This is a genomic window from Saccharopolyspora indica (genome assembly GCF_027853965.1).
Classification (GTDB): domain Bacteria; phylum Actinomycetota; class Actinomycetes; order Mycobacteriales; family Pseudonocardiaceae; genus Saccharopolyspora; species Saccharopolyspora indica.
On sequence record NZ_JAQGLB010000023.1, the window covers coordinates 30,226 to 47,328 of the forward strand.

At 71.4% G+C, this 17,103-nt stretch carries 16 protein-coding genes; 2 read left to right on the plus strand and 14 right to left on the minus strand.

Annotated features, from left to right (window positions below; translation table 11 throughout):
* Positions 1–170 precede the first annotated feature (170 nt).
* Positions 171–1,046 (plus strand): HAD family hydrolase, encoded by an 876-nt coding sequence (locus OU416_RS33850; RefSeq protein ID WP_372907181.1) that lies wholly within the window; start codon positions 171–173, stop codon positions 1,044–1,046.
* Positions 1,047–1,149: 103 nt separating this feature from the next.
* Here the strand turns inward: OU416_RS33850 and OU416_RS33855 are convergent, their stop codons facing one another.
* The 8 genes from OU416_RS33855 to proC all read right to left on the minus strand — a co-directional run bounded on the left by OU416_RS33855 (position 1,150) and on the right by proC (position 9,013).
* Positions 1,150–1,557 (minus strand): VOC family protein, encoded by a 408-nt coding sequence (locus tag OU416_RS33855; protein ID WP_270931151.1) that lies wholly within the window; start codon positions 1,555–1,557, stop codon positions 1,150–1,152.
* A 184-nt stretch (positions 1,558–1,741) separates the two neighbouring features.
* The gene (locus OU416_RS33860; protein ID WP_270931152.1) at positions 1,742–2,323 is read right to left on the minus strand and encodes an HdeD family acid-resistance protein; all 582 of its coding nucleotides are present in this window, start codon (positions 2,321–2,323) and stop codon (positions 1,742–1,744) included.
* A 70-nt stretch (positions 2,324–2,393) separates the two neighbouring features.
* Positions 2,394–4,916: an ATP-dependent Clp protease ATP-binding subunit gene (locus tag OU416_RS33865; protein ID WP_270931153.1), complete on the minus strand. Its 2,523-nt coding sequence runs from the start codon at positions 4,914–4,916 to the stop codon at positions 2,394–2,396.
* A 252-nt stretch (positions 4,917–5,168) separates the two neighbouring features.
* Complete coding sequence (locus OU416_RS33870) at positions 5,169–6,080, minus strand: lysophospholipid acyltransferase family protein (RefSeq protein ID WP_270931154.1); 912 nt, start codon at positions 6,078–6,080, stop codon at positions 5,169–5,171.
* Positions 6,080–7,144 (minus strand): NAD-dependent epimerase/dehydratase family protein, encoded by a 1,065-nt coding sequence (locus OU416_RS33875; protein WP_270931155.1) that lies wholly within the window; start codon positions 7,142–7,144, stop codon positions 6,080–6,082. Before OU416_RS33875 ends, OU416_RS33870 begins: the two co-directional genes overlap by 1 nt.
* A gap of 319 nt (positions 7,145–7,463) precedes the next feature.
* Positions 7,464–7,565 carry a 30S ribosomal protein bS22 gene (locus tag OU416_RS33880; protein ID WP_010241351.1) on the minus strand — a complete coding sequence of 34 codons (102 nt, stop codon included), beginning with the start codon at positions 7,563–7,565 and terminating at the stop codon, positions 7,464–7,466.
* A 180-nt stretch (positions 7,566–7,745) separates the two neighbouring features.
* Complete coding sequence (locus tag OU416_RS33885; RefSeq protein ID WP_093145685.1) at positions 7,746–7,970, minus strand: helix-turn-helix domain-containing protein; 225 nt, start codon at positions 7,968–7,970, stop codon at positions 7,746–7,748.
* 227 nt (positions 7,971–8,197) lie between these two features.
* On the minus strand, positions 8,198–9,013 hold the full coding sequence (proC, locus tag OU416_RS33890) for a pyrroline-5-carboxylate reductase (RefSeq protein WP_270931156.1): 816 nt from the start codon (positions 9,011–9,013) through the stop codon (positions 8,198–8,200).
* Between the two features lie 156 nt (positions 9,014–9,169).
* On the opposite strand from proC, the gene OU416_RS33895 reads away from it, so the two are divergent.
* Positions 9,170–10,798, plus strand: a complete 1,629-nt coding sequence (locus OU416_RS33895) for a long-chain fatty acid--CoA ligase (RefSeq protein ID WP_270931157.1) — start codon at positions 9,170–9,172, stop codon at positions 10,796–10,798.
* A gap of 89 nt (positions 10,799–10,887) precedes the next feature.
* On the opposite strand, the gene OU416_RS33900 is transcribed toward OU416_RS33895, so the two are convergent.
* From OU416_RS33900 to OU416_RS33925, 6 genes are all read right to left on the minus strand, one after another.
* Positions 10,888–11,676 (minus strand): acyl-CoA thioesterase, encoded by a 789-nt coding sequence (locus tag OU416_RS33900; RefSeq protein ID WP_270931158.1) that lies wholly within the window; start codon positions 11,674–11,676, stop codon positions 10,888–10,890.
* A gap of 233 nt (positions 11,677–11,909) precedes the next feature.
* Positions 11,910–12,767, minus strand: a complete 858-nt coding sequence (locus tag OU416_RS33905; RefSeq protein WP_270931159.1) for a sugar phosphate isomerase/epimerase family protein — start codon at positions 12,765–12,767, stop codon at positions 11,910–11,912.
* Between the two features lie 131 nt (positions 12,768–12,898).
* On the minus strand, positions 12,899–13,951 hold the full coding sequence (locus OU416_RS33910; RefSeq protein ID WP_270931160.1) for a hypothetical protein: 1,053 nt from the start codon (positions 13,949–13,951) through the stop codon (positions 12,899–12,901).
* Entirely contained in the window at positions 13,948–14,976 is a 1,029-nt protein-coding gene (locus OU416_RS33915) for a Ppx/GppA phosphatase family protein (RefSeq protein ID WP_270931161.1), read from the minus strand. Before OU416_RS33915 ends, OU416_RS33910 begins: the two co-directional genes overlap by 4 nt.
* Positions 14,977–15,107: 131 nt before the next feature.
* Complete coding sequence (locus tag OU416_RS33920) at positions 15,108–15,788, minus strand: response regulator transcription factor (RefSeq protein WP_093145679.1); 681 nt, start codon at positions 15,786–15,788, stop codon at positions 15,108–15,110.
* A complete protein-coding gene (locus OU416_RS33925; RefSeq protein ID WP_270931162.1) occupies positions 15,785–17,029 on the minus strand; it encodes a sensor histidine kinase in 1,245 nt (414 codons plus the stop codon). Before OU416_RS33925 ends, OU416_RS33920 begins: the two co-directional genes overlap by 4 nt.
* Positions 17,030–17,103: the final 74 nt, after the last annotated feature.

A 17,103-nucleotide genomic window follows, 5' to 3' on the forward strand; every position in this document is an offset into this window, starting at 1 on the left:
CGGAGGTGCGCAAAGGTGGTTGCCGGGAGGCTCTAAGCTAGGGGTCTGCTGAGCCGGATGGCCCACCGGCGAGAACCAGGAACTTTCGCACGAACGCTCCGGAGGACCCCCAGGGAGGCGCGGCGGTGCCGACACGTCAGGGCTCGGCCGATGGCGCGGACCAGCGCGGCCTGCAAGCGCAGGTCGACAGCGCGAAGGTGGCCGGACGCGCCTCGGCCGAGGCGGCCGTGGCCGCGGCTCCGGGCCCGGACGGTTCGCTGGCCGCTCCGCCCGACCTGACCGCGGCGGCGTTCTTCGACGTGGACAACACGATGATGATGGGCGCCTCGCTGTTCCACTTCGCCCGCGGGCTGGCCGCCCGCAAGTTCCTCACCGCCACCGACCTGGCCGGGTTCGCCTGGCAGCAGCTGAAGTTCCGGGTCGGCGGCCGGGAGAACCACCAGGACATGCAGGCCAGCCGCGAGCAGGCGCTGTCGTTCGTGGCCGGCCGCAAGGTCTCCGAGCTGGTGGAGCTCAGCGAGGAGATCTACGACGAGCTGATGGCCGACCGGATCTGGGCGGGCACCCGGGCGCTGGCGCAGATGCACCTGGACGCCGGGCAGCGGGTGTGGCTGGTGACCGCGACGCCGGTCGAGCTGGCGCAGATCATCGCGCGCCGCCTCGGCCTGACCGGCGCTCTCGGCACGGTCGCGGAGAGCGCGAACGGCGTCTACACCGGCAAGCTGGTCGGCGAGATGCTGCACGGGCGGGCCAAGGCGCACGCGGTGCGCGCGCTGGCCGCCAGCGAGGGCCTGGACCTGCGCCGCTGCACGGCCTACTCGGACTCGGCCAACGACATCCCGATGCTGTCGGTGGTGGGCACCGCGGTGGCGGTCAACCCGGACCAGCGGCTGCGCGACATCGCCCGCGCCCGGGCCTGGGAGGTCCGCGACTTCCGCACCGGCCGGAAGGCGGCCCGCATCGGCCTGAACTCGATGCTCGGCGCCAGCGCCATCGCAGGCGCGATCGCGGCAGGCCTCGCCTACCGCCGCCGCGACCGCTCCTGACCCGAGCTGGCCGGGACGCGCGCTCGGCGGTGGGGATCCGTTCAGTGGTGGGTTGGCCGTGCGCGTTTTGGGGCGCTATGGCACCCCAAAACGCTCACGGCACTCAGCCAGCGGAAATGTCGACCATCCACGTGATGCCGAAGCGGTCCGTGCACATGCCGAAGACGTCGCCCCACATCTGCTTCTCCAGCGGGACCGCCACCACGCCGTCCGCCGAGAGCTTCGCCCAGTAGCCGCGCAGCTCCTCGTCGCTGTCGCCGGTGAGGCTCACCGAGATGTTGTTGCCCGGCCGGTGCTCCATGCCCGGCGGGAGGTCGGAGGCCATCAGCGTGAAGCCGCTGTCGGTCTCCAGCATCGAGTGCATGATCTTGTCGGCTTCCGGCACATCGCTGGCTCCGGCGTCGCCGTAGGTGCTGACCTGCAGGTTCCCGCCGAAGACCTGCTGGTAGAACTCCATCGCCTGACGGGCGGTCCCGTCGAAGCTGATGTACGGGTTGAGACGAGAAGACACGGCAAATCCCCCTCTGCTCGGGCTTTCGGCAATTGCAGGCTAGGCGCGCTTCGCGCACCCGGCAGGATCGTCGCGCCCACCTCCGACAGAGAACCGGGCCGGTGCGGTGGCATCCCCGCCCACCGCACCGGCCCGTCCGCCTGCCGGGCGCACCCCACCCGCTCGCACGCCCGGACGGCGGAAGTCAGTCCGCCGCGAAGCGCTTGGCCGCGCCGCGGATGCGGAACGCGGTGATGATCTCCACGACGCCGACCACCAGCAGCCAGATGCCGCCGAAGAGCACCAGCAGCGCGACCGAGGCCAGCGGCGACACGATCAGCACCACCCCGCCCAGCGCGGTGAGGACGCCGAGGAAGATCTGCCAGCCGCGCGCGGGCATGTCCCGGTCGGCCACCGACGCGGTGATCTCCGTGACGCCGCGGAACAGCCAGCCGATCCCGATCCACAGGCCCAGGAACAGGATCGACTGCATCTCGCCGCGGAAGCACAGCAGCCCGAGCAGGATCGACAGCGCACCGCTGACGAACGCGAGCACCCGGATGGCCACCGATCCGTGCGTGCCGAACGCGGCGACGATCTGCAGCACGCCGCTGACCAGCAGGTAGACGCCGAAGAGCACGCCCACCACGAACAGCGTCGCGGCCGGCCACACCAGCGCCAGCACGCCGACCACCAGCGAGCAGATGCCGACCACCAGGATCGACTGCCACGCCATCTTCGCCAGCCGCTGCCCGAGGTCCGCGGTTTCTTCGGGATAGACGCTCATGGACCATCCTCCGCACGCCCTCCGCTCCACCGCAGTGCTCGAACCCGCAGATCATCAGTCCGGGTGAAGCTCAGACCGAGGTCGCCTGCTGCTCCCTGGCGCCGGACTGCTGCTCGGGGACCGAGGGCCGGGCCAGGGTGCAGATCAGCTCGTCGTCCTCCACCGAGGCCAGGATGGTGTCGCCGGGCTGGACCTCGCCGCCGAGCAGCAGCTTGGAGATCCGGTTGTCCAGCTCGGACTGGATGGTCCGGCGCAGCGGCCGGGCGCCGAACTCCGGTTGGTAGCCGCGCTTGGTCAGCCACCGCTTGGCGTCGTCGGTGACCTCCAGGTCCACCTCCTGCGCGCGCAGCAGCCGCTCGCTGCGGTCCAGCAGCAGGTCGACGATGTGCGCCAGGTCGTCCTCCGCCAGCCGGTGGAAGATGATGATGTCGTCGATGCGGTTGAGGAACTCCGGCGCGAAGCCGCCGTGCAGGTCGTCCATCAGCTGGTCGCGGATCTCCTCCACCGATCCCTCGTGCGCCAGGATCCGCTGGGCGCCGATGTTGCTGGTCATGATCACCACGGTGTTGCGGAAGTCCACGGTGCGGCCCTGCGCGTCGGTGAGCCTGCCGTCGTCGAGCACCTGCAGCAGGGCGTTGAACACGTCCCGGTGCGCCTTCTCGATCTCGTCGAACAGCAGCACGCTGTAGGGCTGGCGGCGGACCTTCTCGGTCAGCTGCCCGGCCTCCTCGTAGCCGACGTAACCGGGCGGGGCGCCGAGCAGCCGGGACACCGTGTGCCGCTCCTGGAACTCGCTCATGTCGAACCGGATCAGCCGGTGCTCGTCGCCGAAGAGCATCTCGGCCAGCGTCTTGGCCAGCTCGGTCTTGCCGACGCCGGTGGGGCCGAGGAACAGGAACGAGCCGATCGGCCGGTTCGGGTCGCCCATCCCGGCCCGGCTGCGGCGCACCGCCTCGGCGACCGCGGTGACCGCCTCGTCCTGGCCGACGACGCGGTCGTGCATCGCCTCCTCCAGCTTCAGCAGCCGCTCCTTCTCGCTCTCGGTCAGCTGCGAGACGGGGATGCCGGTGCGCTTGGAGAGCACCTCGGCGATGTCCTGGACGGTGACGTCGGTGATGCCCTCGCGCCGCTCGGCGATCCCGGCCAGCTCGCCCTCGGCGACCTCGATCCGGTGCTTGAGCTCGGCGGCCCGGTCGAACTCCTCGGCGGCGACCGCCTGGTCCTTCTCCCGCCGCAGCTTGGCGATCTCGTCCTCCCGCTCGCGGGTTCCGGTGCTGCGGTGCAGCGTGCGCAGCCGGACGCGGGCGCCGGTCTGGTCGATCAGGTCGATCGCCTTGTCCGGCAGGAAGCGGTCGCTGATGTAGCGGTCGGAGAGCGTCGCCGCGGCCGCCAGCGCGTCGTCGGTGAACCGCACGCCGTGGTGCGCCTCGTAGGAGTCGCGCAGGCCTTCCAGGATCTGGATGGTCTCCTCGACCGTCGGTTCCGGGATCATCACCGGCTGGAAGCGCCGCTCCAGCGCGGCGTCCTTCTCGACGTGCCTGCGGTACTCGTCGATGGTGGTGGCGCCGACGACGTGCAGCTCACCGCGCGCCAGGGCGGGCTTGAGGATGTTGCCCGCGTCCATGCTGCCCTCGGCCGCACCCGCGCCGACCACGGTGTGCATCTCGTCGATGAACATGATCACCGAGCCCTCCGCGGCGCGGACCTCGTCGATGACCTTCTTCAGCCGCTGCTCGAACTCGCCGCGGTACTGGGCGCCCGCCACCAGCCCGGTCATATCCAGCGCGACCACCCGCTTGTCCTGCAGGGTCTCCGGGACGTCGCCGGAGACGATGCGCTGCGCGAGGCCCTCCACGATCGCGGTCTTGCCGACACCGGGCTCGCCGATCAGCACCGGGTTGTTCTTGCTGCGCCGGGACAGGATCTCCACGGTCTGCTCGATCTCGTCGCCGCGGCCGACCACGACGTCGACCTTGCCCGCGCGCGCCTCGGCGGTCAGGTCGCGGCCGTACTCGTCGAGGGTCGGCGTCTCGCTGCTGGGCGCGGCCGGGGTGCCTTCCGCCGCGGCGGAGCGCTCGACGCGGTCGCGGAGCCGATCGGTGTTGATCTCCTGGGAGTCCAGCATCCGCACCGCGGCCGCGTCCGGATCGTCGAGCAGCGCGGCGAGGATGTGCTCCGGGCCGATGTAGGAGGCGCCGACGGCCTGCGAGCGGGCGTGCGCGCCGATCAGCGCCCGCTTGGCCGCCGGGGTCAGGCCCGGGTTCGCCGAGGGCTGCTCGCTCTCGCCGGGCAGGATCTCGGCGATCCGCCCGGCCAGGTGGTCCGGCTCGGCACCGGCCTGCTCCAGCAGCCTGCGCGTCGCGTCCACCTGGGTGGCGGCCCAGAGCAGGTGCTCGGTGTCCAGGTCGGCGCTGCCGTCCTGCTCGGCGCGAGCGGAGGCGCGGCTGATCAGGTCGGTGGCGGACTCGGTGAGCAGCCGCCCGATCGGCACCCGCTGCACGGCGGGCGGCGAGGTGCGCGGCGACATGCCGAAGAACCGGTTGAGCAGATCGGCGAAGGGATCTTGACCGCCGAATCCGGAGGGAAAGCTCATCATCCACCGCCAGGGCTGTAGGTCGGAACCGGGACGACGCCGCGCCGAACCACCCGCGCAAAGCGCGTCTACCAGCCCAAATAGACCAACGTCACGACCCCGCCGCAACGCGGCACCCGGGCTCCCCCAGCCGTACAATCCCGCCCCGGTTCACCCGGGCCCTGGTCAATTTCGCGCGAAATTGACGTTCACCCGGGTGACGGTCAATTTCGTGCGAAATTGACCACAGGCCGGGTGACGGGGCGGGGCGGGTCAGCCGAGGAAGACGTTGGTGCGCTGGGAGAGCAGGCGGTAGAGGGTGTGCTGGATGTTCTCGCGGACCTGGTCGCTGAGGCTGAACACCAGCATCGGGTCGTCCGCGGCGCCCTCCGGGTAGGACGCCGTCTCGATCGGCTCGCCGAACTCGATGTACCACTTCGACGGCAGCGGCACCGCGCCCAGCAGGCCGAAGTGCGGGAACAGCGGCGTGACCGGGAAGTACGGCACGCCGAGCAACCGGGCGAGCGGCTTGATGTCGGCCAGCTTCGGGTAGATCTCCTCCGCGCCCACGATGGCGCAGGGCACGATCGGCGCCCCGGTGCGCAGCGCCGCGGAGATGAAGCCGCCGCGTCCGAACCGCTGCAGCTTGTAGCGATCCTTGAACGGCTTGCCGATGCCCTTGAAGCCCTCCGGCCAGACGCCCACCAGCTCGCCGCCGGTCAGCAGCCGCTCGGCGTCCGGGTTGCAGGCCAGCGTGTGCCCGGCCTTGCGGGCGAGCGCGCCGAGCACCGGCAGCTGGAACACCAGATCGGCGCCGAGCATCCGCAGGTGCCGGGACGCCGGGTGGTGGTCGTGCAGCGCGACGGTCGTCATGAGCGCGTCCCACGGCAGCGTGCCGGAGTGGTTGGCCACCACCAGCGCGCCGCGATCGCCGGGCACGTGCTCGAGGCCGATCGCCTCCACGCGGAACCACTTGTCGTAGAAGGGCCGCAGGAGCCGGAGGAACACCTCGTCGGTCAGCTCCTCGTCGAAGCCGAACTCGTCGACCTGGTAGTCGCCGAGCAGCCGCCGCCGGGCGAAGGCCAGCACCTCGGCGACCGCGTCCTCCCAGCCCGGCTCGGCGGGTTCCGGGGCCTGCCGGTCCCGGTCCTCCGGCCGCAGCGGGATCACCTGCGCATCCGCCATCACGACTCCACATCCCGCGCGGTGGACGACCCGCGCAGCTTCACCAGCAGGTCCCCGGCGCCGCGCTCGGCCGCCCGGACGGTCTCGGGATCCACCACCGGCCGCAGGCCGCGACCGCTGACGAAGTCGTCGAAGGCCTGCTGCGTGGTCCAGCGCGGGGTGAACCCGAACTGCTCGCGGAGCCTGGTGGTGTCCAGCACCCGGCCGAAGTTGAGGTAGCGCAGCTGCTCGGAGGAGAAGTCGACGAGCCGCGCGCCGCGGAAGAACTGCGTCACCGGCAGCACCGCCGGCCCCGGCAGCGGCAGCGCGATCCGCCCGGCCCGCCGGATCGCCTGGGACAGCACGAGCACGCCGTCACCGGCCACGTTGAAGACCCCGGGCCGCTCGGCGAGCGTCGCGCGTTCCAGCACCGCCAGCGCGTCCTCGGAGTGCAGCAGCTGAAGCCGGGCGTCGAAGCCGAGCACGGTCGGCACCACCGGCAGGGCGAAGTAGCGGGTGAGCATCGCGTCGATGCGCGGGCCGATCAGGTTGCTGAACCGCAGCGTGGTGATGTCCACGTCGGGGCGGCGCCTGCCGAAGCCGCGCACGTAGCCCTCGATCTCCACCGCGTCCTTGGCGTAGCCGGACGACGGCAGGTCCTTCGGCTCCATGTCCTCGGTGAACACCGCGGGATCCCGCGGGCTCGACCCGTACACGGCGCAGGTGGAGCGGACCACCAGCTTGCGCACCTGCGGCGACTGCTGGCAGGCGGCCAGCAGCTGCATGGTCCCGATGACGTTCATCTCCTTGACCGCGGCGCGGCCGCCGGGCCCGGAGTGGGTGTTGACCGCCGCGTGCACCACGGTGTCGACGCCTGCGTTGGCGATGACCTTGCCGATCAGCGGGTTGCGGATGTCGGCGCGGACGAACTCGGTGCGCCCCATCCGGCGCAGCAGATCGCGACCGGGCTGCGCGGTGTCGACGCCGAGCACTCGACCGATCGCGGGGTTGGCGGCCAGTCGCGCGGCGAGGTGCCCGCCCAGGAAGCGGCTGACCCCGGTCACCAGCACGACGTTCGGGCCCATGCGTCCCCCTGCGTCTCGACCACGGCCACCACGCGCGATGCTACCGCCATCGGAACCACTGACGGCTACATCGCGGTTACCAACGAGGACTGGACCGCTGATCGCCGGGGCGACCTACCGGTGCGCCATCGCCGGGTCGGGATCATGTTCGGTCTGCGATGGGGCCGTGAGTGCTTTGGGGGGCTATAGCACCACAAAACGCTCACGGGCCATCACCTGCCGAAACCTCCGCCGGGCCGAAGCACCCGTCGCGCGGGAAACCGGGGCGGAAAACAACACCGCCGCCGACCCCTGCAGGTGGTCGGCGGCGGCGCGCAGGTCACTTGCCCAACTTGCGACGCTGAACGCGCGTCTTGCGGAGCAGCTTGCGGTGCTTCTTCTTGGACATGCGCTTGCGGCGCTTCTTGATGACCGAGCCCATGCGGACTCCTTCACTCTTGACGGCAGTTCGAACGTCTTCCGCGCCGGCGCAGCCGAGATGAGCGCACCAGGCACGACCACCCCAGAACTTTACCTGGCCTGGTGCGACCCCCTGCGGCCGTGGTCCTCCAAACGCCTCCGGGCACCGTCACCGGCAGGTAGCGGCGCCCGGCGACCAGCGTCAGCCCGCGTTGTAGTAGGCGCTCTCCAAGTAGGCGTGGACGTCCTTCTCCGCCACCCGGAACGACCGGCCCACGCGTGCTGCGGGCAGGTCACCGGCGTGGACGAGCCGGTAGACCGTCATCTTCGACACCCGCATCAGCTTGGCGACCTCGGCGACGGTGAGGAACCGCACCTGACCCATGTCCGGAGGCGCCTGTTGGCTGGGTTCGGAGTTCGCAGACATGCTTCACCGTGCCCTTCGGCACGTGTCGCGCCGTCGGCTTCCCCTCCGACGGAAACCTCACGCACGTGCTCTATCGAGAGTAGCGGGACGGCTGGGGAACCTGCGATGGCCGAACTACCTGAGTATTCGCCCGTGCCTCAGAGAGCACTGTCGGCGGAGCCGTCCAACGCCTCACCAGCGGCGTCAGCCGCTTCGAGTACGCACGCAGATCAGCCACCAACAGACGGTCAGTCGCGGTCCTGGTGCACTGCGCCGAGCTCGACGGACCGGTCGCGAGCGGCCTCGATGGCGTCGATCAGGGCCGCTCGGACGCCGTGCTTCTCCAGCTCGCGGATGCCCGCGATGGTGGTCCCGGCGGGCGAGGTGACCGCCTCGCGCAGCATCACCGGGTGCCCGCCGCCCTCGCGGAGCATCGCGGCGGCGCCGACCGCCGACTGCACGATGAGGTCGGCGGCCGTGGCGCGCGGGATGCCCAGCAGGATCCCCGCGTCGATCATCGCCTCGACCAGGTAGAAGAAGTACGCCGGGCCGGAGCCGGACAGCGCGGTGACCGCGTCCTGCTGGCCCTCGGGCACGCGCACCACCTTGCCGACGCTGCCGAGCAGCTCCTCGACCAGCTCCAAGTCGGCGTCGGACGCGCGGGAACCGCCGGAGATGGCGCTCATGGCCTCGCCGACCAGCATCGGCGTGTTCGGCATCACCCGGACCACCGCGGTGCCCTCGGGCAGCCGACGCTCGAACAGGGCGGTGGGCAGGCCCGCGCACAGCGAGACCACGAGCTTGCCGGACGGCAGGTTCGGGGCCATCTCGTCGAGCAGCGGCTCGATGTCCTGGGGCTTGACGGCGACGACGATGACGTCCGCGCGCCGCACCGCGGTGGCCACGTCCACGTGCGTGATGCCGTAGGTCTTGGTCAGCTCGGCCGCGCGCGTCGCGAACCGCTCGGTGAACAGCAGGTCCGCCGGCGCCCGCCCGGCCTTCAGCAGCCCCGTCAGCAGGGACTCCCCGATCTTTCCGGCTCCGAGAACGGCGATCGTCGTCATGCCGCTCAGGGTGCCAGAACACGCTGCGCGAACGACGCCAGCCGCCGCTGTCCGATTCGTCCCGAGCTCTCCCGCAGCGCGATCACAGCGGCTACTGTGTCTGCCACCACAGCGCCCCGCCACGGCCGTGCGATGCAGCACTAAGGAGCTCTGATCATGTTCAGCACGATGCAGGACGGATCCCTGACGATCGCCCGGATCCTCGAGCAGGGCAGCGGCCCGCACGGCGCGTCGGCCCAGGTCATCACCTGGACCGGCGAGGGTTCGCGGCGGCGCACCTACGCCGACGTCGGCCGCCGGGCGGCGCAGCTGGCGCACGCGCTGCGCGGCCTCGGCGTCACCGGCGACCAGCGCGTCGGCACGTTCATGTGGAACAACGCCGAGCACCTGGAGGCCTACCTCGCGGTGCCGGCGATGGGCGCGGTGCTGCACACGCTGAACATCCGGCTGTTCCCGGAGCAGCTCGTGTACGTGGTCAACCACGCCGAGGACGAGGTCGTGGTGGTCGACACGACGCTGCTGCCGCTGTTCGGCAAGCTCCTGCCGGAGCTCAAGACGGTGCGGCACGTGGTCGTCGCGGGCGGTGGCGCGGCCGGCCTGGAGGCACCGCAGGGCGTCCAGGTGCACGACTACGAGGAGCTGCTGGCCGCGCAGCCGATCGAGTTCGACTGGCCCGAGCTGGACGAACGATCGGCCGCGGCGATGTGCTACACCTCCGGCACCACGGCCAACCCGAAGGGCGTCGTCTACTCGCACCGCTCGATCTACCTGCACTCGATGCAGGTGTGCATGACCGACGGGATGGCGCTGTCGCAGGCGGATCGCGCGCTGGCGGTCGTGCCGATGTTCCACGCGATGTCCTGGGGCCTGCCCTACGCGGCGTTCATGGTGGGCGCCTCGATCGTCATGCCCGACCGGTTCCTGCAGCCCGGACCGCTGGTGGAGATGACCGCGGCGGAGCGGCCGACGATGGCTGCGGCGGTCCCGACGATCTGGCAGGGCGTGCTGCAGCACCTGGCGACGGATCCGCACGACGTGTCCTCGCTGCGCGAGGTCGTGGTGGGCGGGGCGGCCTGCCCGCCGTCGCTGATGAGGACCTTCGAGGAGGAGTACGGCATCCCGGTGCTGCACGCCTGGGGCATGACCGAGACCTCGCCGCTGGGCAGCGTGGCCCGGCCGCCCGCCGGGGCCACCGGTGAGCAGCTCTGGAAGTACCGGGCCAGCCAGGGGCGGCTGCCCGCCGGGGTGCGGGGGCGGCTGGTCGGCGACGACGGCCAGGTGCTGCCGTGGGACGGCGAGAGCGTCGGCGAGCTGGAGGTCCGCGGCCCGTGGATCGCCGCCGCCTACTACGGCGACGACGATCCGGAGAAGTTCCACGACGGCTGGCTGCGCACCGGCGACGTCGGGCACATCAGCCCGGAGGGATTCCTGCAGCTGACCGACCGCGCCAAGGACGTGATCAAGTCCGGGGGCGAGTGGATCTCGTCGGTGGACCTGGAGAACAAGGTGATGGGCCACCCCGCGGTCGCGGAGGCGATGGTGATCGGGGTGCCGGACGAGAAGTGGTCGGAGCGCCCGCTGGTCGCGGTGGTGCTGCGCGACGGTCAGCAGGCGGATGCGGCGGAGCTGCGCGACTTCCTGGCCGACTCGGTGGCGAAGTGGCAGCTGCCGGAGTACTGGACGTTCATCGCGGAGGCGCCGAAGACGAGCGTGGGCAAGTTCGACAAGAAGCGCCTCCGCAAGCAGCACGCGGACGGCGGCCTCGACGTGACCCGCCTGGACTGACGGAGTGCTGTGAGTGCTTTGGGGTGTTATGGCGCCCCAAAGCACTCACGGCCCACCCACCGCTGAACCCCTTCGAAACCGACCTCGGGTCACGGAGCGATGGCTAGCTGGCGGGCTTGGCAGACCAGGCGGCCCACCGAGTCCACCACCGTCACGTCCTCGTCGAACCACTGGCCCTGGACCGCTCGGCAGTCCACCGCCAGGCGGAGCCAGCCGTTGGCCGGGGCCGCGCGGAGCAGGGCCGTCAGCTGGACCGTCGGGGTCCAGCCGAAGCGGGCCAGGTTCAGCGTGACCGGCACCGTCAGGTCGCCCGCGACCAGGCCGAACAGCAGATCCGGCTGCGCTTCCCGCGGCTTGACCCACATCCGCAGGCGGGGCGGGCCGGTTCGGCCGTCGAGGAACTCCGCGGTGTCGGCGTCCAGCCGCATGTCGCAGACCTGCGCCAGCGAGAAGTACTTCCGCGCTTCGCCTGCCCCGAGGTCGATCGCGCTGGACGGCGGGTTCACCGGCATGTCGGGCAGGTCCGCCCAGACCGGCTCGCCCTCCGGGCTCTTGCCGAGGGTGATCGTGGCGTCGACGCAGGCCTGACCGCTCTGTTCGAGCACGGCTCTGGCCGCGGTGACCGTCTTGCCCGCTTTGAGGATCTCGGTGCGGATCAGCACCGGCCCCACCCTGGGCGGCCGCAGGTACTGCGCGCTGACCGCCAGCGGCGCGAGCCCGGTGATGTCGCCGAGCGCCCTGGTCAGCAGCGCAAGCAGGTAACCGCCGTGCGGGCGGTCGCCCACGGCCCATTCCGGATGCAGGTTGGCGACGTAGCTGCCGTCGCCGAGAGGGCGCACCGAGGTGGCCGTCGCGAAGGGATCCAGGGCCTCGGTCACATGCGGTCCAGTGGTCGACTGCGCTCGACGACCGATGCGCGCAACGGGTTCATGTTCACCGATTCTAGTGACCTTGACCGAAGTTGATCATCAGGCACCGGTTAAGCCCAGAAGTGGGCGCTGTGCCTGGAGATTTCGCGCGAAACCGGCGCTCCGCGCCGCCGCGCGGCGGTCAATTTCGTACGAAATTGACGTTCACCCGGGTGATGGTCAATTTCGTACGAAATTGACCATCACGCCGGAGCCGGTGGTCGCAGGTGGGTGCGGGCGAACTGGAGGGCTTCGGCCAGCAGGGCCGAGCGCTGCTGGGGGTTGCGGGCCTTGCGGGTGTTGACCTCCAGGACCACCGAGCCGTGGTAGCCGTCGGCCGCGAGCGCTTCGCAGACCTCGGCGCACGGCTGGTTCCCCTGCCCCGGCAGCAGGTGCTCGTCGCGCGGCGCGCCCGTGCCGTCCGCCAGGTGCACGTGCGCGAGCCCGCCCGCCATGCGCTTGAGCAGGTCGATGGCGTCGACGTGCGCGGCGGCGGCGTGCGAGAGGTCGAGCGTGTAGTTCCGGAAGCCCACCTCGGTCGGGTCCGGCGACGGCTTGAACGCCGAGAGCCCGCTGGACTTGCCGCCGCGCAGCCGGTTCAGCGTGCTCGGCGGGCGCAGCGGGAACATGTTCTCCACCGCGACCGCGATCCCGCTGGTCTCCTCCAGCTCCGCGACCAGCTCGCCGAAGCCGTCCGCGTAGCGGCGCTGCCAGCGGAACGGCGGGTGCACGACCACTGTGGACGCGCCCAGCTCGCTGGCCACCACCACGGCCTTGCGCAGCCGCTCCTCCGGTTCCGGCGACCAGACCCGCTGGGTGATCAGCAGGCAGGGCGCGTGGACGGCCAGGACCGGCACCCCGTGCTGCTCGGAGAGCCGGTGCAGCGCGGCGGCGTCCTGGCTGACCGCGTCCGCCCAGACCATCACCTCGACCCCGTCGAAACCGAGGTCGGCGGCCATCTCGAACGCCGCCCGGGCCGGCTGCGGCCACACCGAGGCGCTGGACAACCCGACCGGGATGCGTCCCGGGGCGTCCTCGCGCGGTGGCGGTTGCACTGTCATGTCCTGCCAAGGATGACCGACGATCGCTGGGTGGTCACGCTGCGGCCCCCGCCAACGGTGCGTAGCTCACACCGCAGTGTCCCCGGGCGAGTGTGCCAAAACGCGGTCCCGGCGTCGTGCGAACCCGGGATCTAGTGGCTGATCAGCAGCAGCGCGGCGGGCGAAACCGTGCAGAACAGACCGACCAGCACCGCCAGCAGGATCGTCTGCAGGTCGTTGTTGCGCAAGAACTTCCACGCGATGAGCACCAGCAGACCGGTGAACAGCAGCGCCGCGCCCAGCGCCGCCAGCGCGTGGAAGCCCCACAGCCAGCGGAACCCGAACCAGACCGCACCGCCGCCGACCAGCCCGGCGACGCCCTGCAGCGCCAGCGTGCCCCACTCCTTGGCGGGCGACGGCGGCTCCGGCTCCTCCTCGGGCTCGTCCTCCCGGTAGTCGTCGGCGTCCATCCCCGCGGGCAGCTCGGGGTCGTAGTCGTCTTCCTCGGCGTACTCCGGCTCCGGCTCCTCGTAGGAGTCGAAGTCGTACGGGTCGTCGTCGGCGCGCTTCGGCTCGTCCTCGACCGGCTCCGGCGGCGCGGCCGGGACGGCCAGCACCTCGGTGCCGCTCTCGACGCTCGGCGGAGCGGCGGCGGGTACCCGCGGCAGCTGCTCGGTGAGGCTCTCCGGTGGCGTCTGCTTGGGCGCCGTCGGCGGCACCGGCGGCGCGTCGGCGCGCAACGCGGGCTGCTGGATGGTCGCCTCGGCATCGCCCGCGACCGGACCTGCGGGCTTCTTGCCGCCCGCGGAGGAGAACCGCTGCGCCCAGTAGCTCGGGCTGCCCTCAGCCGGGGCCTCGGCAGCGGGCGGTTCCGGAGCGGCCGGCGGCTCGGGCGGCGGCGCCTGCGGGGCAGGCGGCGCGACCGGGGGCTGCTGAGCCGCAGGCGGCGGTGGCGGGGCGGCCGGGCGGCGGCCTGCGACCCGGTGGCTGCGGTACTGCGGCGGCTCGGCGTCGGGCTGGATGGCGCGCATCTGGCCGCTGTCGGACAGCACCCGCTCGATGATCGCCTGCGGTGCGGTCTCGCTCGGGTCCTCGGCGCGCCTGCGCCGCCGGCGGCTGCTCTTCTGCCCGCTGTTGCCGTACTCAGCCAGCAGCTCCGCGACGGTGCGCTGGGTGGGCTGATCGGCCCCGCTGTCCCGATTCATCGCTCCCACCGTGCCCCGTGCTCCGTCCGGCGTCCAGTTCCGTCCTCAGGCCCGGCGAGCCGCAACGCCGCTCGGTCCTGGATGGCAGTGTGACTGTCTCCGTTGGTGTGGTCCAGCCGCCGCAGGATCACCCCTTCACGCAACGCCCAGGGGCAGATGTCGAGTTCCTTCACCCCGAGCGCCTTCATGGTGGCTTCCGCCACCAGCGCACCCCCGACGAGCTGGTGCGCTCGCGCCGCGCTGACCCCGTCGAGGGCGGCCAGGTCGGGCGAGGACATGCGGGAGATGAACGAGATCAGCTGGCGCAGGCCGGTCTCGGTGAGGCTGCGCGGCGCCCGCGGCCCGGCCGAGGCCGGTGCGGCGCCGGTCAGCCTGGCCAGCGACCGGAACGTCTTGGAGCTGGCCACCGCGCGATCCGGCCTGCCGAGCTTGCGGAACTGCTTGGCGGTGGGCGCGAGCTGCTCCTGGAGCCACTCGCGGAGCTTCTTGACCTCGTCCTGGCCGGGCGGGTCGTGCAGCATCGTGCGGGCCATCCGCCCGGCGCCCAGCGGCAGCGACACCGCCAGCTCGGGCTGCTCGTCGATGCCCATCGCCAGCTCCAGCGAGCCGCCGCCGATGTCGAGCATCAGCAGGTTGCCCGCCGACCAGCCGTACCAGCGGCGCGCGGCGAGGAAGGTGAACCGGGCCTCGTCCTCGCCGGGCAGCACCTCCAGCGCGATGCCGGTCTCGGCTTCGACCCGGTCGAGCACTTCGGCGGCGTTGACCGCGTCGCGGATCGCCGAGGTCGCGAAGGCCATCAGCTCCTCGCACCCGGCCGCGACCGCCGCTTCCTGGGCAGCAGCGACCGTGCGGATCAGCTCGGCCGCGTCGTCCTCGCTGAGACGACCGCCGTGCGCACCGATCCGCTCGGCGAGCCGCAGCACGGTCTTCTCCGATGTCATCGGGGTCGGATGGGCACCACGATGCGCGTCCACCACCAGCAGGTGGACCGTGTTGGATCCGACGTCGAGCACCCCTAGGCGCATGACCGACAAATTACCGGCTGCGCACACGACCGGGTGCCGGGTGGGCCCGCGAACGGCCCACCCGAGCACTCCGAACAGCCCTCGGACCTGCTCCGCCGGTGCAAGTCGTGCTCCCGGTCACGGTAGTGGGATCACGCTTCGAACTTGTAACCGAGGCCACGCACCGTGATCAGGTAGCGCGGGTCGGCCGGGTTCGGCTCGACCTTCGAGCGCAGCCGCTTGACGTGCACGTCCAGCGTCTTGGTGTCGCCGACGTAGTCCGCGCCCCACACCCGGTCGATCAGCTGCCCGCGGGTGAGCACCCGGCCGACGTTGCGCAGCAGGTACTCGAGCAGGTCGAACTCCTTCAACGGCAGGTTGACGTCCTCGCCGTCGACGGTCACCACGTGCCGCTCCACGTCCATCCGCACCGGCCCCGCGGCCAGCACCTGCGGCTGGAGCTCCTCGGCCTCGCCGCGGCGGCGCAGCACCGCGCGCACCCGCGCGATCAGCTCGCGCGCCGAGTACGGCTTGGTCACGTAGTCGTCGGCGCCCAGCTCCAGGCCCACGACCTTGTCGATCTCGCTGTCCCGCGCCGTCACCATGATCACCGGCACCGAGGAGCGCTGGCGCAGCTGCTTGCACACGTCGGTGCCGCTCATGCCGGGCAGCATCAGGTCGAGCAGCACGATGTCCGCGCCGTTGCGGTCGAACTCGTCCAACGCCTCCGGACCGTTCGCGGCGACTGCCGCCGTGAAGCCCTCCTTGCGCAGCAGGAAAGCGAGCGGGTCGGCGAAGGACTCCTCGTCCTCCACGATCAGCACCCTGGTCACCGGACTCCTCCCGTTTCGACGGCTGTGACGCCGTCGGCACCCTCGTTCCCGGAACGGATGACTCCGCCGGGGCGGTCCTTTGTTGCCACCGCGTCAACGGCCGGTTGGCCGTCGGTCGTGCGCGCGCCGTGCCTGGGCACCCGGAGCGTGAAGGTCGAGCCGGTGCCGGTGCGGCTCCACAGCTTGACCTCGCCGCCGTGGTTGGCGGCGACGTGCTTGACGATGGCCAGGCCGAGGCCGGTGCCACCGGTGGCGCGCGAGCGGGCCGGGTCGACCCGGAAGAACCGCTCGAAGACCCGCTCGTGGTACTCCGGCTCGATGCCGATGCCGCGGTCGGTCACCGCGACCTCCACGAAGTCCCCGGACAGGCGGCGGCTGATCGACACCGGGCTGCCCGGCGGCGAGTACGACACCGCGTTGTCGATCAGGTTGCTCAGCGCGGTGACCAGCAGCGTCCGGTCACCGTCCAGCAGGTGGCCGGTGGGCTCGTCGACGGCGATCTCGATGCCCGCGGATTCCGCGCCGAGCCGGCAGCGGCCCAGCGCCTCCTGGACCACGTCGTCGACGTTGATGGTGGTCATCTCCGGCAGCGCCTCGGCGCCCTGCAACCGGGACAGCGCGATCAGCTCGGAGACCAGGGTGCCCAGCCTGGTCGACTCGTGCAGGATCTTGGTGGAGAACCGCCGCACCTCTTCAGCATCGTCGGCGGCGTCCAGAACCGCCTCCGCGAGCAGCGCGAGTGCCCCGACCGGGGTCTTCAACTCGTGACTGACGTTGGCGACGAAGTCGCGGCGGGTGGCCTCCAGGCGCACCGAGTCGGACTCGTCGGCGGCGTCGACGACCGCGAAGCCGTCGCCGAGCGGGCGGACCTCGCCGAGCACCGCGGCCGGGCCGCGACCGCGCATCGCGGGGCGCTCGGTCAGCGGGGTGAGGTCGACGGGGACGGCTTCACCGGTGGCCAGGGCCTGCTCGGCGGCCTTGCGGGCGCGCGCGTCGGCCCGGTGGTCCCGGATGACGCCGAGCTCGTCGGCCCGGGGGTTGTGCAGCACCACGTCGCCGAACTTGTTGAGCAGGACGACGCCGCTGGCACTCGTGTGCACCAGCCGCTGGAGCAGCTCCGCGACGGTCGGGCCCTCGGGTTTGCCGCGGCCGTAGAACCGGAGTCTCGCGATGACGAAGCCACCGGCCGCACCCACCAGGAGCACGGCGATGATCAGGGCGGTGTAGCCCAATGCGGTCACGCGAGCATCGTAAGCGCGCCGGGGTGGGGAAAGGCCAGTCTACGAGGGCGTTCCGTGATACCCGTGACACGAAT

Excerpts from the sequence above, each read along its gene's own strand:
- OU416_RS33860 (WP_270931152.1), bottom strand. The coding sequence starts at position 2,323 with ATGAGCGTCTATCCCGAAGAAACCGCGGACCTCGGGCAGCGGCTGGCG.
- OU416_RS33865 (WP_270931153.1), bottom strand. The coding sequence starts at position 4,916 with ATGAGCTTTCCCTCCGGATTCGGCGGTCAAGATCCCTTCGCCGATCTG.
- OU416_RS33870 (WP_270931154.1), bottom strand. The coding sequence starts at position 6,080 with ATGGCGGATGCGCAGGTGATCCCGCTGCGGCCGGAGGACCGGGACCGG.
- OU416_RS33875 (WP_270931155.1), bottom strand. The coding sequence starts at position 7,144 with ATGGGCCCGAACGTCGTGCTGGTGACCGGGGTCAGCCGCTTCCTGGGC.
- OU416_RS33880 (WP_010241351.1), bottom strand. The coding sequence starts at position 7,565 with ATGGGCTCGGTCATCAAGAAGCGCCGCAAGCGCATGTCCAAGAAGAAG.
- OU416_RS33885 (WP_093145685.1), bottom strand. The coding sequence starts at position 7,970 with ATGTCTGCGAACTCCGAACCCAGCCAACAGGCGCCTCCGGACATGGGT.
- proC (WP_270931156.1), bottom strand. The coding sequence starts at position 9,013 with ATGACGACGATCGCCGTTCTCGGAGCCGGAAAGATCGGGGAGTCCCTG.
- OU416_RS33895 (WP_270931157.1), top strand. The coding sequence starts at position 9,170 with ATGTTCAGCACGATGCAGGACGGATCCCTGACGATCGCCCGGATCCTC.
- OU416_RS33905 (WP_270931159.1), bottom strand. The coding sequence starts at position 12,767 with ATGACAGTGCAACCGCCACCGCGCGAGGACGCCCCGGGACGCATCCCG.
- OU416_RS33910 (WP_270931160.1), bottom strand. The coding sequence starts at position 13,951 with ATGAATCGGGACAGCGGGGCCGATCAGCCCACCCAGCGCACCGTCGCG.
- OU416_RS33915 (WP_270931161.1), bottom strand. The coding sequence starts at position 14,976 with ATGCGCCTAGGGGTGCTCGACGTCGGATCCAACACGGTCCACCTGCTG.